This window comes from Rhodococcus sp. p52 (genome assembly GCF_000763325.2).
In the GTDB taxonomy this organism is placed as follows: domain Bacteria; phylum Actinomycetota; class Actinomycetes; order Mycobacteriales; family Mycobacteriaceae; genus Rhodococcus; species Rhodococcus pyridinivorans.
Map to the genome: position 1 here is coordinate 2,143,766 of NZ_CP016819.1, position 22,443 is coordinate 2,166,208.

Consider the following 22,443-nt stretch of genomic DNA (forward strand, 5'->3'; position numbering starts at 1 on the left):
TCGTGAATATTGCGCTGCCCCGCCGTACCTTCCTGCGGGGAACCGTCGTCGGCGGTGCGGCCGTTGCCGCGTTGTCGTTGTCCCCGATCCCACGCGCACGCGCCGAGGTCACCGAGGAGCGCCATCGGGCGGTCGTCGTGGGCAGCGGATTCGGCGGTGCGATCACCGCGTTGCATCTCGGCCGGGCCGGTGTGCAGACCCTGGTCCTCGAACGGGGCATCCGCTGGCCCACGGGACCGAATGCCGAGACGTTCCCTCACATGCTGCAACCGGACCGGCGGATGTCGTGGTTGTCGTCCGCCCCGGTGATGACCGGTACTCCGCCGATCCCGACCGAACCGTTCACCGGGCTCATCGAACGGGTTCCGGGGAACGGCATGGACGTCATGTGCGGCGCGGGGGTCGGCGGGAGTTCGCTGGCCTATCACGGCATGACCGTGCAGCCCGACGGGCAGCGATTCTCCGATTCGGTGTCCTCGCGTATCGACTACGACCTGCTGGCCTCCGACCACTACCGGCGGGTGGCGCGGATGCTGCAGGTCGCGACCATCCCGGACGATCTGCTCGACCACGATCGGTACCGGTCCTCACGACAGTTCCTGGACCGTGCAGGCTCGGAGGGCTACGACACGTTCAGGGTGCCGATGTGCATCGACTGGGACTTCGCGCGACGGGAGCTGACCGGGGAACTGAAACCGTCCTACACGACGGGCGACGTCATCTACGGAGTCAACAACGGCGGTAAGTTCTCGGTCGACGTCACCTATCTCGCCGAAGCTGAACGCACGGGGCACGTCACGGTCGAGCCGCTGCATCGGGTCGGCGACATCGAGCGCGCTCCGGACGGCACCTGGATCGTGCACGTCGACCGGATCCACACGGATGGGAAGGTTCTCGAACGCAAGCGGATCCTCGCACAGTCGCTGTTCCTCGGTGCCGGATCGGCCGGCACGACCCGTCTCCTCGTGAAGGCGAAGGCGAAGGGGTTCGTCCCCGATCTTCCCGACGGCGTCGGAACGGGATGGGGCAACAACGGCGACCGAGTGTTCGCCGTGACGAGTCCGCTCGTCAGCCCCGGCGACCATCAGGGCGGCCCCGCCTGTGTGGGTATGCGCGACTACACCGATCCCGCCGGACCGTTGATGATCGTCACCGGCCCGGTGCCGTTCCCCGACGATGTGGGAACGACCACGATGATCGGTCTGGGGATCGTCGATGGCCGAGGAGTCTGGCACTACGACGCCGGCCGCGACGATGCGGTCCTGAACTGGGATCAGGCCTACGACCGGGAACTCACCCGCGCGATCGAGGCCCGCATCCGGCGGATCGCGGGACCGGCCTCGATCGTCATCGACGTCAACGCCGTCGACATCAACACCTTCCATCCGCTCGGGGGTGCGCCGTTCGGGGCGGTGTGCGACGACGCCGGTCGCGTGCACGGCCAGCCCGGCCTGTATGTGGTGGACGGCGCGAAGATCTCGGGATCGACCGGGGCGTGCAATCCGTCGATGACGATCGCGGCACTCGCCGAGTACGGCGCCGATCGGATCGTCTCACGCGACCTGGATCGCGTGTTCTGACCTGACGGGTGGTTCCGGTGGCTCGGCCGCCGGAACCACCCGTTCGGTCTCAGCCCTTCGCGGCCGACAGACCGGCGCGGCGACCGAAGAAGCTTCCGTCTCCCAGCGACGTGCCGCTCGCATAACCCCACGCGCACACGCCCGACGTGCAGCGACCGGCGGCGAACAGGCCGGGGATCGGATCGCCGGACACGTGCAGCACTTCCGAGTTCACCGACGTGCGCAGACCGCCGAGCGTGAAACCTGCTGTGCAGTTACGGAGATCGAGCGCGGCGATCGGGCTGCCGATGGGCTTGACCCACTCGCTCTTCTTGCCCAGCACCGGATCGCTGCCGTTCTCCGCGTGCCTGTTGTAGACCTCGACGGTCGCCTGCAACGTCCCGGCAGGCAGTTCCATGTCGGATTCGAGTTCGGCGACGGTCTCCGCGACCCACTTCGGACGGAACCGGAAGAAGGGCGTCGAACTCGTTGCCGCACAACCCTCCTCGTACGCCTGTTCGTCGATGATCAGATAGGCCTGGTTGTCGTTCTTCAGCAGCGTGAGCTGACCGATACGGCCCGGATAGGTGTCCTCGGGGACGTACCGCTGACCGCGGCCGTTGACGAGGATGCCGCGGGCCATCAACTGCGGGTCGCCGAAGAAGGCGACCTCGGTGGCGTCCATGTGCGCGAGATCGGCGCCGAGCGCCTGCGCCATGCGGATCGCACGGCCGTCGTGCTCCTCGATCGCCGCACCCGGGCGACCGCTGAGCTGCGGCGCGTACGACTCGACCATCTCCTGGTTGTACGCGAAACTGCCGGTCGCGAGGACGACGCCGCTGCGGGCCCGGATGTGGACGTCCTTGCCGTACTGCTTGGCCGTCAGGCCAACGACGCGTCCGTCGCCGTCGACGATCAACCGCTGCACCCGCACGTCGTATTCGGCACGCACACCCAGGCTTTCGGCGACCTGGGAGAGCGGCTGCATGAGCATGTACCCGCCACCCTTCTCGCCGGTCCGCTTGTCGGTCATCTGCGGGACGTGGCCGCGCGGGGCGGGCGTCGCGATCTCGTTGAAGGGCGCGGAGTTCTCGCCGCCGGAGTACATCAGGCCGTCGTCACCGGGGATCTCCCACCCGGGTTCGCCCCAGAAGCTCTCCTTGAACCCCACGCCGTTGTCCACGAGCCACTCGTAGTGTTCGACGCTGCCCTCGCAGTACTCGATGATCTTCGCTTCGTCGGCGCCCGGCCCGAGCGCGGCGAGCATGAACGCCTTCATGTTCTCGGGCGTGTCGTCGAATCCGAGGGCCTTCTGCAGCGGGGTGCCGCCGCCGAGGTAGACGATGCCGCCCGACAGTGAGGCCGCACCGCCCCAACCGCCGGTCCGCTCGAGCACGAGCACGTCGGCACCCGCGCGGGCGGCCTCGATGGACGCCGAGACACCGGCGATGCCGTAACCGGCGACGACGACGTCGGCTTCGTGGTCCCAGGTGGAGATGCTGCCGGCGGGAAGGGGGTGGAGATCGGTGCTCATCGGGGTCCGTTCGGGGTCGGTGATCAGTGGTCGAGTTTCGAGGCGAGTCGGCCGATGTATGCGACGACGTCGTCCTGGGCGCGGTCGGGCAGACCGAAGATCACCTCGGTGACCCCGGCGTCCTCCCAGATCTTCAGTTGTTCGGCGTCGTGACGGCCTGCCAGAGCGAGGATCTCGGGAGTTCCGGCACGACCGGCGTCGGCCCAGGCCTTGTGGAGACGGGCGACGTTGTCGACGACGTTGTTCTCCGTGGGGGTGGTGATCCAGCCGTCGGCGTGGCGGACGATCCAGTCGAAGTTGCGGTCGGTGGAACCGGCGCCGAGGAAGATCGGGGGCCGTGGTTGCTGCACGGGTTTCGGCCACGCCCAGCTCGGCCCGAATGCGACGAAGTCTCCCTCGTAGGAGGCTTCTTCCTCGGTCCACAGCGCCTGCATCGCTTCAAGGTACTGGCGCATGGCGGTGCGCTTCTTCTTCGGCGGTACGCCGTGGTCGGCGAGTTCTTCTGCGTTCCAACCGAATCCGACACCGAAGTTCACCCGGCCGCCGGAGAGGTGATCGAGGCTCGCGATGGTCTTGGCGAGCGTGATGGGGTCGTGCTCGAGGGGCAGTGCGACGGAGGTGCCCAGTTTGATCGTCGACGTCACCGCGGCTGCGAGCCCCAGCGCCACCCACGGATCGAGGGTGCGCATGTAACGGTCGTCGGGAAGGGTCTCGTTGCCCGTTCCCGGATGCGCGGATTCGCGGCGGATCGGGATGTGGGTGTGTTCGGGCACGTAGAAACTGTCGAAACCGCGACTCTCCGCGGTCGAGGCAGCGACTTCGGGCCGGATTCCCCGGTCGCTCGTGAACAGGGTGATTCCGTGGCGCACAACAGCCCCTCTCCAGACGGTGACGGAGAAAATGTAACGCGTTCTACATCCGGAGGGAAGAGATTTCCGGACACCTGTCCGGTTGCGGCCGGTCGGCCGTACGAAAAGGCAGTCGTCCCACGCTGAACTATCCTCGAAACGGGCATGAACGGAAGGTGGCGTGATGACGGAGCAGTCGACGACGGAGACCGCGGGCGAGGAGTCGGCGTCGACGCAGACCTCGCGGCCGGCCCTCGGGTCCACCCGGTCGCCCGGTGCGGGCCTGCGACCGGCACAGCGGGCGCGGTACATGCGGATCATCGCCTCCGCCGAGGAGCTCGCCTCCGAGGGGGGATACGACGCCGTGCAGATGCGGGCGGTCGCAGACCGATCCGGTGTCGCTCTCGGCACGGTCTACCGCTACTTCCCCTCGAAGAACCACCTGCTCGTCGTGGCGCTCGTACTCGAATTCGAGACCGCCGCCGAAGCCGTGACCACCGTGGAGATCCCTGGCGACAGTGCCGCCGAGCGCCTGATGGGCGTCCTGCGCGGAGTGATGCCGCGTCTGTCCGAGAACCCGCTGCGCTACGACGCGCTCATCCGGGCGGCGATGTTCGCCGACGCGTCCTCGGCGCCCGAACTCGACCGTCTCGGTGAGGTGCTCACCCGACTGTTCGCGCAGGCGGCAGGCATCGACATCGTCACCGAAGAGGTGCTCAACGCCGTGCGGATCATCGCCGACGTGTGGATGTCGGCGCTGGTCGCCTGGGTGGCGGGCCGGCAGTCGGTCGACGATGTGCTCGCGCACATGGACACCGCCGTCACGCTCGTGTTCGACCGGCTGAACCGACTGCAGCGGGCGAGCTGACGCCCACCCGCTGCAGTTCTGGGCTCCGCTCGGGAGCTCTGGTTCGATCAGGCCGGCACGTCCACGATGCCGATCGTGGGCAGGAAGAAGCACTGCGTGTCGCCGTTGCGCACGTTGCCGAAGACGGCCGAGAGCACGGTGCCCGACCCCGTCTCGACCGGCGCGACCCGCACGCCACCCAGCGGCAGGGTGTCGGCGATGAAGGTCGTGATGGCCTGCTCGACGATGCCGCGGGCCTGGACGGGAAGGCCGGCCGGAATGGCTCCCGCCGCGGTCTCCTCCGGCGTGCCCATCGGGACGAAGCCACCCTGGAAGGTGTTGACGTTGAACCACGCGAGCTGGATGCCCGAGGTGTCGGCGTCCTCCTCGAGGCCGACGGGGACGAACGCGAAGAGCGTCTCACCGGGCGAGACGACGTTCAGGGTGCCCGGCAGCGGCGACAGGCTGCGGTTCGGCCATGGCCCGGGCAGAGCACCCGCAACGGCGGGCACGGTGCCCAGCGGCAGGTCGCCGTCGGCCGTGCAGAACGGTGCGCCGGTGGGGTAGAGGAACGGTTCGACGCCGAGGCGACGCAGGAACTCCATGCCGTCCTCGTAGGCGCCGAGCGGTGTCGCTTCGGCCGCGTCGACAGCGCTTCCGCGTGCGTTCGCGATCGCTTCGGCGGCAGCGAGAGTCGTGGGATCGACGCCGGGCAGCGCGCGGAGAGCCTCGAGCGAGCTCACGAGCGGGCTCATGGCGGGCGCTTCCGCCGGTGCTGGCGGGTCCGTGGGTGCGGGTTCGGCGCCGGCGATGGTGGGAAGCGCCAGACCTGCGGCGACGGTCAGGGCTGCGGCGGCCGAGATGCGACGCATCCGATTGCGGTGTCTGCGGCTCATATGGGGTTCTCCTCCTGTGGGTCGTGACACCCGGACGGGCTCTACCTAACTCTAAACTAGAGGTTTAGAGTACGACCGCTCCAGGAGACCACAAGGGCGGCGCTCCGGCCAGAGCGCCGCCCCGTGGTGTTACCGAACCGACACCCATGTGAGTCGGTGGTGCGGATGATCAGTCCGGATCGTCCGGATGCTTACGCAGATGCAGGATGCTCAGCAGGAGACCGCCCCACAGCGTGACGAGGGCGAGAATCATCATGGCGACGGCCGCTGTGCTCATCGGGTACCTCCTGTGGACGAGTCGGGTCCGGGGAAGGGAGCACCGGACGAAGCAGGCGCCTGGGCGGATGCGGGCGGACGGTTCTCGTCCAGCTCGTATTCCTCGTCGATTCCCCTGCGCCAGGGGATGAACGTCAGGAGGACGGCGAGGATGATCACGCCGGCCTGCACGCTCCAGCCGAAGGCCGTGACCAGGCTGTCGGGAAGACCGCCGTAGCCGTCGCGGACACGGTCGCGGATCTCGCTGAACAGCATGTAGCCGAGGACGAGCGGGGTGATGATGCCCGTGAACACCATCCAGCCCGTGCCGACCTTGAACGACGACACCGAGTTGAGGTGGTCGCGGAGTTCGGGCAGACGACGATAGATCCACGCGACCACCACGAGCGCCACGAAGGCGACACCCACGATGCCGAACTGGTTCGCGAAGCGGTCCACCACGTCGAGAGTGTTCAGGCCGGTGGTGGTGGGGAAGAGCAGCAGCGACACGATTGCCGACACACCACCGATGGCGAGTACCGCCGGCACCCGGCCGAGGCCCGTCTTGTCCTGGAAGGCCGAGACGGTCACCTGGATGATGCTGATCATCGACGTGAACCCGGCGAAGACCAGCGAACCGAAGAACAGCACACCGAAGAGCGGGCCGCCGGGCATCTCCGAGACGATCGTGGGGAAAGCGATGAAGGCGAGGCCGATACCGCCCGCGACCACCTCACCGACCTCGACACCCTGCGCCTGGGCCATGAAGCCGAGAGCGGAGAAGACGCCGATGCCGGCGAGCACCTCGAAGCTCGAGTTCGAGAACCCGACCACGAGACCCGAACCGGTGAGGTTCGTCTTGCGCTTCAGGTACGACGCGTAGGTCACCATGATGCCGAAGGCGACGGACAGCGAGAAGAAGATCTGCGCGTACGCCGCGATCCACACCCCGGTGTCGGTCAGCGCCGACCAGTTCGGGGTGAAGAACGCATCGAGACCGGCGGTCGCGCCGTCGAGGGTCAGCGACCGGACGACGAGCGCACCGAACAGCAGGACCAGCAACGGCACGAAGAACCGATTGGCGTTGCCGATACCGCGCTGGACGCCGAGAGCGAGTACCGCGAGCGTCGCGATCCAGACCAGCAGCAGCGTCCACGCGACGCCCGGCACGAAGCTCAGGCCGAAGGTCGCATCGGTGTCCTGGTTCAGGAACGAACTCATGAAGAAGCCTTCGGGGTCGTCGCCCCAGGCCTCGGTGATCGAGAAGAAGGTGTACCGCGCGGCCCAGGCCACGATCACCGCGTAGTACACGCCGATGACGAAGCACACCAGCCCCTGCCACCAGCCGATGAACTCGGCGCCGCGGCGCAGTCTGCGGAAGGCCAGCGGCGGCGATCCGCGGAACTTGTGCCCGATCGCGTAGTCGACCAGGAGAAGGGGGGTACCCGCGGTCAGCAGCGCGACCAGATACGGGATCAGGAATGCGCCACCACCGTTCTCGTAAGCGATGTACGGGAAGCGCCAGATGTTGCCGAGTCCGACCGCCGAGCCGATTGCGGCCATGATGAACACCGACCGGCCCGACCAGACTTCCCGTTTACGTGTGACCTCGTGCTGTGCCACGAACCTCGTCCCTCCATTCATCCGGATGGAGGACAACGCTAGCGCCCCGACCGGCGCGCGGGCGATCTTTTCGGGTCGGCGCCTTCAGTCGTCGTCCCAGAGCCGCAGGTCCGGGGGAGTTTCGTCCTCGTCCCCCTCCTCGCCGACGTTCCGGTAGCGGAATGCGAAGACGATCCAGCCGACCGCGGCGACGAGCACGAAACTGATCAACCGGTAGACGACCACCGCCGACAGGGCCTGCGCGCCGGTCATGCCGGATGCGGTGAGCGCCGGCACGAGCACGGCGTCCATGACACCCAGACCGGCGGGGAGCAGCGGGATGGCACGGCTGGTGGCGGTTCCGGCCGCGTAGGCGACCGCGATACCGGCCAGGCTCGGCGCGCCACCGACCGCGTATGCGGCGAACGCCAGGCACGCACCGTCGCATACCCAGTTGCTCAGCGACCAGCCGAACGCGCGGGCCGCATGAGGACGATCGAGTTGCACCGCGCTCAGCTGGCCGACGATCTTCCGCCACGCTCGCGCCCCCGCCTGCTCCGGCTTCTTCCGCAACCGGTTCAGGCTCCGCAGGGCGATCAGGCCGATCGATTCGAACGAACCAGGATTGCCGGCCGCGTACTGGATGAGCACGACCAGCAGCAGCAGACCGCCGAGCGAGAAGATCAGCGAGAACGGGTTGTTGCTGGCGCCGACGAGCAGAGCGCCGACGATGCCGAGCAGTGCGAGTCCGGCGGCCTGGAGGAGCCCGGCCATGACCAGCTGCCAGGTCGCCACCACCGGGGGTGCGCCCCAGCGCCGCATCTGTCGGTAGGTGAAGGTCGTCCCGACCACCGGTCCGCCCGGCAGGGTCACGCTCATGGAGTTCGCCGCGAGGGCCACCGAAAGCGATTGCCATTGCGAGACCTTCACACCCGCCGCGGACAGTAGCGCCCGCTGCACCCGTGCGAAGGTCGACATCTCCGCCATCGAGGCGAACACCGCTGCCGCGACCCAGCCCCAGTGAAGATGCCCGAGGCCGCGGACGCTGTCGGACAGTTCCGGCCACACGAGCACGATTTCGACGGTGAGCACCACGACGAGCAGAGCACCGACGATCCACTTGAGATACCGGCGTCGCTTCGGGGTGAGCGGCCCGCTCTCACCGTGCGGGCTCTCGTCGGCTCCGTCGTCCGGCTCCTCGGGTGTCACGGTCTCGTTCGTCATCTAGTCGGTGGGCCAGCTCGACAGCGTGCGGCGGTAGAGGTCCTCGACTTCGGCGATGTGCTCACCGAGGTCCTCCCGCGACCAGCCGCTCACGTCGATCGGTTCGAGCACCGCCACATCGACGGTGCCCGACCGCAGCAGGGTCGAGTGCTTCCACAGGATCTCGCCGGCGTTGCGGATCACGACCGGCACGATCGGGACACCGGCCTGCATCGCGATGTGGAAGGCGCCCTTCTTGACCCTGCCGATCGCCGGGGTCAGCGAGCGTGTGCCCTCGGGGGCGATGACGATCGACGTCCCCTCGCGGAGGGTGTCGACGACGGGTCCGAGCGCCGCAACCGCCCGCTCGGTGTTCGTGCGGTCGACAAAGGTGGCGCCGACGAACCGCAGAAGCGGCCCGAACAACGGGTCGTTGGCCATCTCCTTCTTCGTCACGCCCGTGAAGTCCTGCCTCAGGACCTTGGCCAGCACCACCGGGTCGAGCTGACTCTGGTGGTTGAAGATGAACACCGCCGGCCGGGCGGCCCACGCATTCGCTTCCCCGACGATGCGTACGTTCACTCCGGCGAGGGCCAGGGAGACCTCGGTGCCGATGCTGATGATCGAGTCCAGCGCGGTCTTGCGGCTGCGGTTGATCAGACCGAGACCGAGACCCGTCCACACCGAGCCGAACATCCCGCCGTAGGCGGCGGCGGTGCGGACGAGTTCGCGGGCGCCCGGCGTACCGCGCGGCCGGAACCGCATGATCGGCCAGTCGCGTTCGATGGCGAATCGGGTGAGAGTGCGATCGGGGTTCGTGGCCGTGGGGTTGCCGGCGACGGCCAGGAACTCCACGTCCTCACCACCGTTGGAATAGGTGTAGCTGGCCTCGGCGTCGATGCCGTGTGTCTCGACGAAATTGCGTGCCGCCTCCGCTTTGCCGCTGCGCCACAACGATTTCCCGTCGACCCGTCCGGTGAGCACACCGTTCTCGACCTCGAGTGGGGTGAACAGGATGTGCTCGACGCCCAGCGCGTCCCCGGCGGCCTGGATCTGGTAGCGGGACGCCGACGAGGCGATCACCACCGTGTGGCCCGCGTTCTGGTGCGCGCCGATGAGTTGCCACGCCTCCGGATAGAGGTGTCCGGCGATCGTCGTCATGAACAGCCGGCGGCCGATCTCGTAGAGCTCGTCCTCGGTGTGACCGCGCCACGCCTTGAAGGCGATCGCGACGAAGCGTTCGAAGTCCTCCTCGGTCTCCGTCCCGCGGATCCCGTTGATCATCGTCGCGGCCAGTTCGGATGCGGAGACCTTCCCGGCGAGCACCCGGTCGCGGAAGAAGTGGACACCGGAGAAGCCGTGCACGATGGTGCCGTCGAAATCGAAGAAGGCCGCCACCTCGGGTCCCTGCGGACCCGTACGCACCCGTTCGAGGGCCTGCTCGAGGTTCACCGTTCCACCTTTCTGTTCGACACGTCGAGCGACTCGGCCAGCGCGACCCGCTGGGCCAACTCGGACAGCTCCGCTGCGAATGCCTTCCTGCGCTCGCGGACGGTCTCGGGGTCCTCGTCGTGGTCGAGCAATCCTCGATTGCGCGCCAGGTCGAGCGCGGACGCGAACAACTCCGACGACACCGATTCCGGCCCGTACAGGCGGCGCTGCAGCAGCATCTGCCGGCCCACCGCCACACACTCGGACAGGAAGGCGGCGCGGTCGACCTCGAGCTCCGGATCCCGGACGGCGAGGCGCTCGGCGACGACGAGCTGCGCGTCGAAGAACGACCGCAGCGTGCGGTGCGACATGAAGAAGCCGGTCTCGACGAGACCGGTCAGCGCTTCGTCCTTCGTCGGCAGCGTGTCGCCCCAGGACGGGACGAGCAAGGCGAGCTCGTCGCGCATCTGGGTCTCGTAGGTGTCTCGGTCGGGGAAGAAGAACTCGAACTTCAGCAGGTCGCGCAGGTTCTTCGCCTCCTCCCACGCCACCCGGACAGGATCGTCACCGAGATTGGCGTGCGCGTAGAGGATGGCCAGCTCCATGATCGACCGGTTGACGAACCAGTGCACGCCGCTGTTGCGGTAGAACGCCGCGACGAGATGCTGACCCGGCTGGATCGAGTAGACCGGTTCCTCCCCGCCGGCGTAGGTGGTGACCACCCCCGCGTGGGTGAGCGACGAGAGCACGTCCTCGAGCCCACCTTCGACGTCGAGGATGTGGAGCCCGCCCTGCGGGACACCGCGGCGATCGAGATAACGGCGGACAGGTGCGATCACGGCCCGCACCTCCTCGAGCGTCAGCGAGCGGTCGCGCACACCGAGCAGGGCCAGGGTGACCAGGCAGTTCACCGTCACCGGAGTGTTGCAGTTGATGCCGACCGCGACTTCGAAGGCGACCTTCTGCAGCGCCTTGCGGCGCAGCACCCGTATCTCCTCGGAATCCGTCGGCGCCGCGGACGGGTCGGCTGCCGGCGCCGGTGCGGTCAGGTCCGGATCCCCACCGGCGACCAGCAGTTCGCGCATCGACACGGGATCGCCGAACCGCACGTACACGTTCCCGGCCCGCTTGCGCTGATTGCGGGCGTAGCGCACCAGCCACCCCAGGCCTTCGGTTTTCTTCGTCGCGCCGGTCTGTTCGGCGGCGACCGCCGCGACCTCGGCGAGTCCCTCGTAGGTGATCGAGACCGGCACCAGCATCGCGTCCTCGACGCGTCCGCCGCGGATCGCGTTGGCGACGTAGCTGAGCAATCCGTAGCGCGGGGCCCGGAGCTTGCCGGTGCGGGTCCGGCCGCCCTCGAAGTACCACTCGAGGTTGAACCGCTTGCTCAGCAGGAACGCGAAGTACTCCTCGAGCGCGGCCTTGTAGACGTCGTCGTCTGCGAAGCTGCGCCGGATGAACACCGTGCCGGTGCGGCGGGCGACGGGACCGATCGGCCAGAAGGTGAGGTTGGCCCCGCCCATGATGTGGTTGCCGGGAAAATCGTTCGCCGCCAGGATGTCGCCCAGCACGAAGGCATCGGCGTAGGACCGGTGCGAGGGGAGGAAGACCAGGGCGTACCGGCGGTTGGACTCGCGCAGTGCGCGCAGACCGGCCTCGTCGGCGTGCACGGTCCATGCCGACGCGTGCAACGGCCGCATCGCCTGCGTGAACAGGTCGGTGACCAATCGTGACTGCACGGCCACGAGTTCGTCGAGGGAACTGCGCGCCCGCGACTCGACCTCGGCGCGCGAGAGGCCGTGCTCGGCGGCGATCTCGTCGAGACGGCGCCGGAAGATCGGCGAGTCCATGATCTGGGCGGCGACGAGCCGCGGGACCTTGTAGCGGTCGCCGATCACCGCTCGCTCCGCGCGTTCGAGCGCGACGACGGCGCGACGGGTCACGTACCGCGCGAGTGCCCCGTCGTCACCGTCACCGCCCTCCGCCCTGAGCGCGTCCCGCAGTTCGGACAGGCGGGCCGGTTTCGCGACGACGATCCGGTAGCGGTCGGCACCCTTGCGCACGAGCCATTTCTGCAGCAGCAGATTCGGATTGCGTGGGTTCGTGAGGGCGAGGACGTCGGCGAACCGGATACGCCGCGCACCGTCGCGCTCCGCCGGGAGCCACACGATCCGCAAGGGCAGGATCAGCGGATCGTCGGTGCGGGTCACGAGCTCCTCGGTGAGCACCCGTGAGTCGAGGTCGAGCGACTCGGGGCGGGTCGGCGTGCGGTACTCGGCGGGAAGCTCGTCCGAGCGCAGCCAATCCTCGATCATCGTTCGTTCGAGAGCCGTCGTGTACGCGAGGACCGCCACCGTGGGTCCGTCGTCCGCCCGCACGGTGTCGTCTCCTCGTACCCGGCTCGGTTGATCGTTTCTCATCTCACCCCGTCCAGAAGTCACCTCGGTGTGAAAGCTACCTGTCGCGGCCGGTTCGTTCGGGCGATCCGGAGGAGAACACACACTGTGCGGATGCACCGGTGGGCGCTGTGCAGATGCACCGGGGGAGTGTCTGAACGACAATATGGTGGACGAGAGGACTCGGTGGGAGCCACCGACGACAGGGAGGGCGCAGTGACCACAGGTGCCGGACCGGAGGGTGTCGGCTACGCGGGGGTGAGGGAGACGCATTCGTCGGTGGTCTTCTTCGTCGGCGAGCGCGTGCACAAACTGAAGAAGCCGCTCGACCTGGGCTTCCTCGACAACCGCACGCGTGAGGCCCGTGAACGGATCTGCCACCGGGAGGTGGAGCTCAACCGGCGTCTCGCACCGGACGTCTATCTGGGCGTCGCGGACGTCCACGGCCCGGACGGACAGTTGTGCGAGCACCTCGTCGAAATGGTGCGGCTGCCCGACGACCGGCGCCTGGCCGCCGCGGTCCGCCGAGGTGAGGACGTGTCGGTGGTGATCGACGAGGTGGCACAGCAGGTCGCCGCACTGCACGCCTCCTCGCCGCACGGTCCCGAGATCGACCGGTGTGCCTCCGCGGATTTCGTCGCCGAGCTGTGGGATCTCAGTCTCGACCATCTCGGCCGGCTGGAGGTAGGGGCGGATCGTGCCGGGGCGTTGACGCGGATCCGGGAGTCCGTGCACCGTTACCTCGCCGGCCGGGCGGTGCTGTTCGACGAACGCATCGCGGCGGGCCGGGCCGTGGACGGACACGGCGACCTGCTCGCCGACGACATCTTCTGTCTCGACGACGGTCCGCGCATCATCGACTGCCTCGAGTTCGACGACGAGTTGCGCTACGGCGACGCAGTACTCGATCTCGCCTTCCTCGCAATGGATCTCGAACGTCTCGGTGCCGAACCCGCAGCACGGCGGTTGCTCGAGCAATATGGTGAGGTCTCGGGCGATCACCCGCCCTCCTCTCTCGTGCACCACTACATCGCCTATCGAGCGTTGGTGCGCGCGAAGGTGACCGCCCTACGCTACGAGCAGGGTGATGCAGCGGCGCGGGAAACGGCGACCGGTCTCGTCGAGTTGCTCGAGGGACATCTCGACCGGGGACGCGTGCGCATGGTGCTCGTCGGTGGTGTCTCCGCGACCGGCAAGACGACACTGTCGCGCACGGTCGGTGCGTATCTCGGAGCGGACGTAGTGCGCAGCGACATCGTCCGCAAGGAGTTGGCGGGTCTGCAACCCACCGACCGCACCGGCGACGGTACGGATGCCGGTCTGTACGCACCGACGCATTCGGAGGCGACCTACCGCGAACTGCTGCGCCGTGCCGAGACCGCTCTGGCCCGGGGACGATCCGTCGTGCTGGACGCGACCTGGTTGTCGTCCGGGCAGCGCGACGCGGCCCGCAAGGTCGCGGACGGTGCTTCCGTGGATGTGATCGAGATCGAGTGCCGTGCAGACAAGGGAATCCTGTTGCAACGGATGGCATCCCGAGCCGAGCGCGGCGACGATGCCTCCGATGCGACCCCTGCCGTGCTCGAACAGCAACTCCGCCGGCGGGATCCGTGGCCGGAGGCAGCGGCGATCGATACGGGTGTCGAGACCGTCGACGCGGCGCGACTGGAGAGCATGCTCGGTCCAGCGCCCTGGTGATCGCGCCCCGAGAACAGTGAACGGGGATCGCTTCGTCGAAGCGATCCCCGTCGGACCGGAACGATCGGTTCTAGACCTTGCGGGCGATGAGCACCGAGCACGGAGCCTTGTGCAGCAGGTTCTGGCTCGTGGATCCGAGCAGGGCGGCGCGGAACTGGCCACGTCCGTGGCTTCCGACTGCGACGAGTTGGGCGTCGTCGAGGTGCGCGAGCAGGACCTTCGAGGCCGGGCCCCGGTCGATCACACGCTCGACGGTGACCTCGGGGTGGCGATCACTCCAGCCGGCCAGCGTCTCGGCGAGAACCGCGGTCTCCGAGGTCTCCACGGCATCCCAATCGACCAGCGCAGCCGTGGCGCCGACACCGAGTGCGGCGTCACCGAGCCAGGAGTGCACTGCCCGCAGCGGAACCCCGAGGGCCGACGCGAGATGGAACGCGTGAGTGACTGCGGCAGAGGACAATTCGCTACCGTCCACACCGACGACGATCGGCCGGGAATCGGGCAGCGGAGAATCGGTGTTGCCGCGCCACACGACCGCCGGGCAGGGCGCATGGTTCGCGACGCGCAGAACGGTGGAGCCGAGGAGGAAGTTCTCCAGCGCACCCGCGCCGGTGGCGCCCATGACGACCAGGCGTGCGTCCTCGGCGGCCTCGAGCAGCGACTTGGCTGCGGGACCGGGACCGATGAAGCTGCTGATCTCGAGCTCGGGGTGATCTGCGCGGACTCGCTCGGCGGCGTCGGCGAGGAGCTTCTTGCCGTCCTCCTCGAGCTGCTGGATCATCTGCGACTGCACGAGCACTGCGGCCTCGCTGTAGAAGATGCCCTCCGGGGGCATCGAGTGCACGAGGTGGAGGGGTGCTCCGATGCGCGACGCGACGGCACCGGCCCACCGCGCTGCCGCTACAGCCGTTTCGGAGCCGTCGACGCCTGCGACGACTGCCTTGCGGGTGCTCGGTGTGCTCATGGATGTCTCCTTCTCGTTGCGACGCGCGGCTTCCCGCGCGCAGGTCGGCCCGAGGCCACGTTACCGCCACGACGCGGCCGTGACCCGGTGTCGACGATCTTCATGATCCCCGATCGGGGAGGCCCCGACCAGAGCCTTCCGGCCTCGATCAGGTCCACAATCGGCGAGCGGCGCGGTATGCCTTCCGCCATCCGCTGTCCAGATGTGCGGCCTGCGCGTCGCCGATCTCGGTCTCGATCCGGAACAGGATCCCGAGCCCGAAACTGGTCTCGGCGGTGTGGCCCTGCTCGGAGAGCATGTCCAGGAGGTGTTCCCGCGCCACGACGGAGTCCTGGAATTCACCGAGCAGATCCTGGAAGTCGTCGAATCGGTCGAGGATCCGCCCGGAACGCTTCGGATGCAGCGGCGCGATCACCTCGATGGCATACCGCATCCGTTTGGCGCCCTTGCGTGCCCGGTGCATCAGCGCGTCGCGCTCCGCCGGGTTCTCGGCGTCGCCGACCCTGTCGACGCGGCGCGAGACCTTTTTCGACAGCGCTGCGACCGCGCGCAACAGTTCCTTCCGTGCCACTTTCGGCCGTGCCCCCGCCGCTTCTGTGGCGGGCGCTATGTCGGTGATCGCCGCGTCGAGGCGGGTGAGCAGCCCGACGTACCGGTCCGAGTCCAGTGTGTCGACTGCTTCGAGGCGGGCGGCCTCCGACCGTGCCGAGAAGTACTCGTCGATACGGGCTCTCGTCGCTTCCCGGTGCGATTCGACCGGGATGTCGGCCACGCGATCCGTGAGCCGTTCCCATTGGACCTCGAGATCACGTGACGGGCTGAGACGTCTTCCGAGCCAACGGAGTTCGTCGACGAGATCGGGATCCACGACGATCTCGTCGGAATAGGTCTGCAGTGCGCTGCGCAGACGCCGCGCGGCCTTGCGCATGCTGTGCACCGCGTCGCGTGCGTCGCGGCGGACGGCGATGTCGGACAAACCCAGGGTGTGCAGTTCGCTCGAGAGATAGTCGCGTACCGGGATCAGGCCCTTCGCGATCGGCGGGCGGGCGGGGAGCAGGTCGCCGAGCACGCGGTGGAGCTTCGACGGGCTCTCCGAACGGGTGATCCCGACGGCCGCGAAGCGTTCCTCGAGTGCTGTGAGGAATCGGCCGATCGTCTTGTCGCCGAGGGTGGAATTCCACTCGACCTCGATCTCCTTCCAGCGGATCTCGGATCCGTCGGCGCTGCGCACGGCGTCGACGTCGTCGACCACCACCTCCGCGACGAAGCCGCCGTCGGACGACCGGAGCCGGTGCCGATGTCGTCGGGTCACGAGCAGAGCGGCCAGGCTCAACGGGGCGCCACGGCGGATGCCGCGCAACAGGGATCCGAGGTCTGCGGGAACGTCCTCGGCCGAGTCGTCGCCGAGGGGGAAGTGCAGTTCGGTGCGGGTGTCGACACCGGAGGGCAGTTTGAGATGCCATCCCGCGTCGTCGCCGCCCTCGCGCCTGCGGAGCGTGATCTTCGAGCGCAGCAGGCACAGGTCGGCGGTGTCGTAGTACTGGGCCGACAATTCGAACCGGTCGACGTCGATCGCATCGACGGACGGCAGTCCCGTCAGGTCCGGAAGCGGCCGGTCGCCGGTGGCGGAGTACTTGCGTTCCGCCTCCTCCGCGACGGTCGCCGACGATGTGCTGGGCATCCATCTGCTCCTCTCGGTGCGTGTTGCCTCCACCTTGCCACGCGGTCCGATATGAGGGGATTCGTCCGACTGTGATCTGCCGATACCGGGCATAGAGCACTTCGGCCCTGGTCAAGGCCCGGTTTCGGGGTGATCATGGTTCGACGCGGGTCCGGAGGTAGTGATGAAGGTTCTTGTTTCGGTGGCCAGTCGGCACGGTTCGACCGCGGAGATCGCGACTGCGCTGGCCGCGTCGATGCGCCACCACGGCGCGCAGGTCGACGTGAACGCGCCCGAGGACGTCGACGAGGTCGACGCGTACGACGTCGTGGTGCTCGGCAGCGCCGTCTACCGCAGTCGCTGGCTGCGCAGCGCGCGGGAGTTCTCCGACCGGCACGCGGCCGAACTGCGCGAACGCGACGTCTACCTGTTCTCGTCGGGTCCCGTCGCCTCGGGCGGGAGGTCGGTGAACACGTGCTACGACGCGTGCGCCGTCGCCGAACGCATCGAGGCCGTCGAACATCGCACCTTCCCGGGGAAGCTGGATCCGGCGGTGCTCGGCACCGGCGAACGGATGGTCGTCAGGATGGTCGGCGCCCCTTCCGGTGACTTCCGGGACTGGGACGCGATCGGTGCTTGGGGTGCGCGCATCGTGGGGCGCACGACCGCGCGGGAGCGCGACCTCGACGGCATCGGTTCGGCTCCCGCGCGACGTGGGGCGCGCCGCTAGGCGGATATTCCACCCGGGTGATCGGCCCGAGTCCCGAGCCGGGCGATCAGCCCGAGCTGCCCTGGTAGTGCGTGCTCAGTTCGGCTGCGCGGTCCCAGATCGACCAGTCGACCGGGCGTTCCTCCAATTGGGCCTCGACCACCTCGAACCCGGCGTGCCAGGCGGCGCCGTGTGCGAGGGCGTCCTCCTCGTCGTCGGTGGTGTGGGTGAGGGTGAGCCAGCACCCGCCGGAGCCGTCCGGAGTGAGTTCCCAGTGCAGAACGTCGGTGTCCCAGAGGTATTCCAGGATCCGTGCGGGCCGCACCGTGAGGACACTGCCCATGCTGGTGTGCCCTTCGGGCAGGCCGAAACGGCGGGTCTGTTCCTGCGTCGAGCGGAATTCGAGTGTGGCGCCGGGTGTGAGCGCGAACTCGACGTCGGCAGGGAACCAGGCGCGGAGATGTTGCGGATCGGTCAGGACCCGCCACACCTTCTCCGGCGGGTGGGGGAACGAGCGTTCGAACCGCAGGGCCACCCGCCCGTCATAGGTACGCGAGATGCTGCCGATTTCCATGGAAACCTCCAAGACGAGAACTCGCCGGTCAGCGGGGTCCTGGTGTGCTGTTACTCCATGCTGCCAGGTTTCGTCGGCTTACGAAGCGGGTCGGCCGACCTGTGATCGGATCGTGGAACGACAAGGATCTGGCCAGAAGCTGCAGCGGATTCGAATAATCCTGTGGCTCCAGCTCGTACACCTCCGGATAGAGGTTGTCGCCGAGAATGGGGATTCCGAGCGAGTTCATGTGTACCCGGAGTTGATGCGTCCGGCCGGTCTCGGGACGCAGACGGTAACGCGCACGGTCGTCGGCCGTGTCCACCAATTCGATCGAGGTCACGGCGTTGACGGGACCGTCGACCTCGCGGGCCTGCAGCACGCCGCGCTCCTTGACGATGCGGCTGCGGACCTCGCGAGGGAAGTCGAGGCGCGGCGCGGCCGGGGCGATCGCCTCGTACTCCTTCTCGACGAGACGCCGGTCGAACAGCATCTGGTACGCGCGTCGCGCCTCGCGCCGGACGGTGAACACCAGGACGCCCGCCGTGAGCCGATCGAGCCGATGAACGGGGGACAGTTCGGGCAGGTCCAGATCCTTGCGCAACCGGACCACGGCGGTCTCCGTCACCCAGGAACCGCGCGGGGTGGTCGCCAGGAAGTGCGGCTTGTCCACGACGAGTAGGTTCTCGTCACGGTGGAGGACGTCGATCTCGAAGGGGACGCGCGGTTCGGCGGGCGGATCACGGTAGAGATACACGAATTCGCGTGGGACGTACGGGGTCGAAAATGTGACCGCTGTGCCGTCCTGTACGACCACTTCGCCGGATTCGATCTTCTCCGCGATGCGCGCCGCATCGTTCGGGAAGCGTGTGAGCAGGAACTCCGCTATGGTCTCCCAGCTGGGATTTTCCGGCAGTCGCAGGCGGGTGGGGTTCAGGCCGTCGCGAACGGGGAGGGGAGCTTCGGGCACGGGTCGGAGGTTAGCGGTGCGCCCGGAATGCGAGCGCCGAAGGCCCGACGATAACGCTGCCGGACTTTCCACGATAACGATTGTGTGCAAGCCTGCTTAAGGTTTCTGCACCGTCGATACCCTGGGACGGAAGTGAAGAATGTTACTGGAGTGCAAGGGGAGCATGTTGTGACGATGTCGGCGAAAACCGGAACACGTCGGCGGGGGGGACGCGCTCTCGTGCGGCTGCTGGTGGCGGCACTGGTCCTTCCGTTGGCGCTCGCGTTCAGTGGGCTCGGCGCCGGCACGGCTGCGGCCGATCCGTATGATCGCTTCCACGAGGACATGGTCGCCGCCCCGGGTGGGGTCGGGGCGATCAAGGTACGCATCTGGCGGGCGAACAACGGCAGCAACAAGGCCGTCTATCTGCTCGACGGTCTGCGCGCCACCGACGATGTGAGCGGCTGGGAACACGAGACAAACGCGGCGTGGCTCGCCGATCACGGCGTCAACGTGATCATGCCGGTGGGCGGACAGTCGAGCTTCTACGCCGACTGGTACGCGCCGAGCAATTTCAACGGCCAGCCCTACACCTACAAGTGGGAGTCCTTCCTCACCCAGAACCTCCCCGACCATCTCGCGAACGTCTACGGCATCGACCGCAACAACAACGCGGTGGTCGGCCTGTCGATGGGCGGTAACGCGGCGCTGATCCTGGCCGCCTACCACCGCGACCAGTTCAAGTTCGCCGGCTCCCTCTCGGGTTACCTCAACCTCTCGGCCCCCGGTATGCGCGAGGCCATCCGTCTCGCCATGCTCGACGCCGGCGGATACAACGCCGACGCGATGTGGGGACCGCCCTGGGACTCGGCGTGGCTGCGTCACGACCCGTTCGTCGCGGCGCCGCAGATGCGCGGACTGCCGATGTGGGTCTCCGCGGCGAGCGGTCTGCCCGGCCAGTACGACCGGCCGAACTCGCTCGTGGGCAGCTTCAACACGACCAACGCCATGGGTCTCGAAGCGCTCGCCCGCACGCAGAACCGCGCCTTCCAGGTGCGCCTGCTGACCCTGGGTATCGATACCGCACACTTCTCGTTCCCGATCGTCGGTACCCATTCGTGGGGTTACTGGCAGGACGAGCTGTGGGCGATGCTCCCGATGCTCAAGTCCTCGATTGGCGCCTGACGCCACCACATCGCTGGTCGGCCGCACCGTCGTCGTGACGGGGGCCACCAGCGGTGTGGGCGAAGCGACGGCTCGCGCCCTCGGGGCTGCCGGCACCACCGTCGTCCTCGCCGGTCGCAACGTCGACCGGGGCAAGCGCATCGCCGACGAGATCGGCCCCCGGGCCGAGATGATGTCGCTCGATCTCGCCGACCTCTCGGCGATCCGTGCCTTCGCAGACGCCTTCGCCGATCGCCGGATCGATGTCCTGGTCAACAACGCCGGGGTCATGGCGGTACCGCTGGGTCGCACCGCCGACGGGTTCGAGATGCAGATCGGAACGAACCATCTCGGACACTTCGCCCTGACCGGACTGCTGTTGCCGCGTATCACCGGCCGCATCGTCACGGTGTCGAGCGCCGCCCACCTGATAGGCCGGATCGATCTCGACGACCTCAACTGGGAGCGCCGCCCGTACAACCGCGCCGCGGGGTACGCACAGTCGAAGCTCGCGAACCTGTTGTTCGCGCTCGAGCTCGAACGACGCCTCGCCGCCGCCCGCTCACCGCTGCGCGCCGTCGCGGCCCATCCGGGCTACGCGGCCACCGAGGTGGGCAGCCACACGGGGACGTGGTTCGACCGGTTGTTCGGTTTCGGCAAGACGATCCTGCAGCGCACCCCGGATCAGGGAGCCGAATCGGTCGTGCTCGCCGCTTCCGATCCGGGCATCGCGGGCGGCTACATCGGTCCGCGTCTCCTGCTCTACGGAGCGCCCGGTGTCGCCACCGTGGGGCGTCGGGCCCGCGACCGCGAGACCGCGACGCGGCTGTGGGAATTGTCGGAGAAGCTCACCGGAGTGCACTTCGAGATCGGCTGATAGCGTCGTCACCCGCACCCCGTGACCGCCGCCCGACGGGCGCCCCGCGGTCACGGGATGCGGCGCATCGGCACGTGGTCGATCCCCGCCTCGAGGTAGTTCGCTCCGGTGCGCACGAACCCGAATCGCGCGTACCAGTGCTCCAGGTACGCCTGCGCCGAGATGTCGACCACCCCCGGGCAGGTCCCGAGCGCCGCCTCGATCAGCTCCGCGGCGAGGCCGCGCCCGCGTGCGTGCCGGGCGGTGGCGACACGGCCGATGTGGGCGACGTCCCCGTCGTCGTGGAGCACGCGCAGCGTCGCGAGGACCTCGTCACCCTCCCGCGTCCAGAACAGTTCGGTGGTCGGGTCGAGATCGCGGCCGTCGAGTTCAGGTTCGCTGGTGATGCCCTGCTCGAGGACGAACACATCGGTCCGCAGAGCGACGATCCGATACAGACTCTCGGGGTCGGTCTTCCTCAACGGGGCATGGTGGATGGACAGCACGTCCCGATCGTAGGGGGGGGGCTTCACCCGGCTGTGACGGTGGGGCGGGGCTTCACCCGGCTGTGACGGTGGGGCGGGGCTTCACCCGGCTGTGACGGTGGGGCGGGGCTTCACCCGGCTGTGACGGTGGGGCGGGGCTTCACCCGCCCGTCGTGAACCCGTCGAGCAGTCCCGCATAGCGCTTCGGCGGGGGCGTCGCGAACTCTCCTCGCTTGCCGGTCGCCAGGCCCATCGTGAACAGCGACGGCACGGTCAGCGTCGCGGCCGCGACACCATCGACCACCGGCACCCCGATCTCCGCGGAGATGTGGGCGCACAGGTCGGCCATCCCGGCGCAGCCGAGCACAATGGTGTCGGAACCGTCCTCGCTCAGGGCGTCGAGGCACGCCTCGGTGACGATCCTGCGTGCGTCGGGATCGCTGTCGAGGGCCAGCACCGGCAGGTCGCACGCGTGCACGCCCCGGCACGCGTCGCGCATACCGTAGCGGTGCGCGAGGTCCCACGCGCGTCCGGTCGTGCGAGCCAGCGTCGTGACGACGGAGAAGCCGCGCCCCAGGACCGCGGCGGCGCGCATGGCGGCCTCGGCGATGCCGACGACGGGCCCACCGGCGAGCTCGCGCGCCGCGTCCAGTCCGGGATCGCCGAAGCACGCGATGACATAGCCGTCGACGCTGTCGCGTTCGCCCTTCTCGATCTCGGTGAGGATGCCCGGCACGGCGAGCGCCTCGTCGTAGTGGCTCTCGATCGAGGGTGGGCCCATCGTGGCGGTCATCGACCACGTGGTGTTCGGGTTGACGACCTTGATGAACATGG

At 68.2% G+C, this 22,443-nt stretch carries 20 protein-coding genes; 6 read left to right on the forward strand and 14 right to left on the reverse strand.

The annotated features are described in order from the left end of the window. Nucleotides 1-2 precede the first annotated feature (2 nt). Entirely contained in the window at nt 3-1,580 is a 1,578-nt protein-coding gene (locus IM25_RS09980) for a GMC oxidoreductase (protein ID WP_065996005.1), read from the forward strand. A gap of 49 nt (nt 1,581-1,629) precedes the next feature. On the opposite strand, the gene IM25_RS09985 is transcribed toward IM25_RS09980, so the two are convergent. Continuing rightward, a complete protein-coding gene (locus tag IM25_RS09985) occupies nt 1,630-3,093 on the reverse strand; it encodes an FAD-dependent oxidoreductase (RefSeq protein WP_065996006.1) in 1,464 nt (487 codons plus the stop codon). A gap of 23 nt (nt 3,094-3,116) precedes the next feature. Beyond that, entirely contained in the window at nt 3,117-3,962 is an 846-nt protein-coding gene (locus tag IM25_RS09990; protein WP_024103036.1) for an LLM class F420-dependent oxidoreductase, read from the reverse strand. Nucleotides 3,963-4,125: 163 nt separating this feature from the next. Here IM25_RS09990 and IM25_RS09995 point away from each other — a divergent pair, with 163 nt between their 5' ends. Then, on the forward strand, nt 4,126-4,809 hold the full coding sequence (locus tag IM25_RS09995) for a TetR family transcriptional regulator (protein ID WP_006551749.1): 684 nt from the start codon (nt 4,126-4,128) through the stop codon (nt 4,807-4,809). A 47-nt stretch (nt 4,810-4,856) separates the two neighbouring features. Here IM25_RS09995 and IM25_RS10000 read toward each other — a convergent pair whose 3' ends face one another. The 6 genes from IM25_RS10000 to IM25_RS10020 form a co-directional block, all read right to left on the reverse strand. Next, nucleotides 4,857-5,684, reverse strand: coding sequence for a hypothetical protein (locus IM25_RS10000; protein WP_033096813.1), 828 nt, complete (start codon nt 5,682-5,684; stop codon nt 4,857-4,859). A 169-nt stretch (nt 5,685-5,853) separates the two neighbouring features. Then, nucleotides 5,854-5,961, reverse strand: a complete 108-nt coding sequence (locus IM25_RS25415; protein ID WP_006551747.1) for a methionine/alanine import family NSS transporter small subunit — start codon at nt 5,959-5,961, stop codon at nt 5,854-5,856. Continuing rightward, the gene (locus IM25_RS10005; protein WP_065996007.1) at nt 5,958-7,562 is read right to left on the reverse strand and encodes a sodium-dependent transporter; all 1,605 of its coding nucleotides are present in this window, start codon (nt 7,560-7,562) and stop codon (nt 5,958-5,960) included. Before IM25_RS10005 ends, IM25_RS25415 begins: the two co-directional genes overlap by 4 nt. 84 nt (nt 7,563-7,646) lie before the next feature. Beyond that, a complete protein-coding gene (locus IM25_RS10010; RefSeq protein WP_006551745.1) occupies nt 7,647-8,765 on the reverse strand; it encodes a lysylphosphatidylglycerol synthase transmembrane domain-containing protein in 1,119 nt (372 codons plus the stop codon). Continuing rightward, nucleotides 8,766-10,196 (reverse strand): HAD-IB family hydrolase, encoded by a 1,431-nt coding sequence (locus IM25_RS10015; protein WP_065996008.1) that lies wholly within the window; start codon nt 10,194-10,196, stop codon nt 8,766-8,768. Beyond that, nucleotides 10,193-12,595, reverse strand: coding sequence for a glycerol-3-phosphate 1-O-acyltransferase (locus IM25_RS10020; RefSeq protein ID WP_050993517.1), 2,403 nt, complete (start codon nt 12,593-12,595; stop codon nt 10,193-10,195). The genes IM25_RS10015 and IM25_RS10020 overlap by 4 nt, the downstream gene beginning before the upstream one ends. Before the next feature lie 162 nt (nt 12,596-12,757). Between IM25_RS10020 and IM25_RS10025 the strand changes: the two genes are divergently transcribed. Then, nucleotides 12,758-14,269, forward strand: coding sequence for a bifunctional aminoglycoside phosphotransferase/ATP-binding protein (locus IM25_RS10025; protein ID WP_033096811.1), 1,512 nt, complete (start codon nt 12,758-12,760; stop codon nt 14,267-14,269). Nucleotides 14,270-14,339: 70 nt separating this feature from the next. Here IM25_RS10025 and IM25_RS10030 read toward each other — a convergent pair whose 3' ends face one another. Together IM25_RS10030 and IM25_RS10035 are read right to left on the reverse strand one after the other, a co-directional pair. Further along, nucleotides 14,340-15,233, reverse strand: coding sequence for a universal stress protein (locus IM25_RS10030; RefSeq protein ID WP_006551741.1), 894 nt, complete (start codon nt 15,231-15,233; stop codon nt 14,340-14,342). A 148-nt stretch (nt 15,234-15,381) separates the two neighbouring features. Further along, nucleotides 15,382-16,914 (reverse strand): CYTH and CHAD domain-containing protein, encoded by a 1,533-nt coding sequence (locus IM25_RS10035; RefSeq protein ID WP_006551740.1) that lies wholly within the window; start codon nt 16,912-16,914, stop codon nt 15,382-15,384. A gap of 163 nt (nt 16,915-17,077) precedes the next feature. Here IM25_RS10035 and IM25_RS10040 point away from each other — a divergent pair, with 163 nt between their 5' ends. Further along, the gene (locus tag IM25_RS10040; RefSeq protein ID WP_033096810.1) at nt 17,078-17,623 is read left to right on the forward strand and encodes a flavodoxin domain-containing protein; all 546 of its coding nucleotides are present in this window, start codon (nt 17,078-17,080) and stop codon (nt 17,621-17,623) included. A gap of 46 nt (nt 17,624-17,669) precedes the next feature. On the opposite strand, the gene IM25_RS10045 is transcribed toward IM25_RS10040, so the two are convergent. Beyond that, nucleotides 17,670-18,176: an SRPBCC family protein gene (locus tag IM25_RS10045; protein WP_006551738.1), complete on the reverse strand. Its 507-nt coding sequence runs from the start codon at nt 18,174-18,176 to the stop codon at nt 17,670-17,672. Nucleotides 18,177-18,204: 28 nt separating this feature from the next. Further along, on the reverse strand, nt 18,205-19,125 hold the full coding sequence (locus IM25_RS10050; RefSeq protein ID WP_024103044.1) for a pseudouridine synthase: 921 nt from the start codon (nt 19,123-19,125) through the stop codon (nt 18,205-18,207). A 174-nt stretch (nt 19,126-19,299) separates the two neighbouring features. Between IM25_RS10050 and IM25_RS10055 the strand changes: the two genes are divergently transcribed. Beyond that, nucleotides 19,300-20,289 carry an alpha/beta hydrolase gene (locus IM25_RS10055; protein WP_051121583.1) on the forward strand — a complete coding sequence of 330 codons (990 nt, stop codon included), beginning with the start codon at nt 19,300-19,302 and terminating at the stop codon, nt 20,287-20,289. After that, a complete protein-coding gene (locus tag IM25_RS10060; RefSeq protein ID WP_033096809.1) occupies nt 20,279-21,145 on the forward strand; it encodes an oxidoreductase in 867 nt (288 codons plus the stop codon). The genes IM25_RS10055 and IM25_RS10060 overlap by 11 nt, the downstream gene beginning before the upstream one ends. Nucleotides 21,146-21,195: 50 nt before the next feature. Here IM25_RS10060 and IM25_RS10065 read toward each other — a convergent pair whose 3' ends face one another. Both IM25_RS10065 and IM25_RS10070 read right to left on the reverse strand, forming a co-directional pair. Further along, nucleotides 21,196-21,630, reverse strand: a complete 435-nt coding sequence (locus tag IM25_RS10065; protein ID WP_033096958.1) for a GNAT family N-acetyltransferase — start codon at nt 21,628-21,630, stop codon at nt 21,196-21,198. Nucleotides 21,631-21,769: 139 nt separating this feature from the next. Further along, nucleotides 21,770-22,441: an aspartate/glutamate racemase family protein gene (locus tag IM25_RS10070; protein WP_033096808.1), complete on the reverse strand. Its 672-nt coding sequence runs from the start codon at nt 22,439-22,441 to the stop codon at nt 21,770-21,772. Nucleotides 22,442-22,443 lie beyond the last annotated feature (2 nt).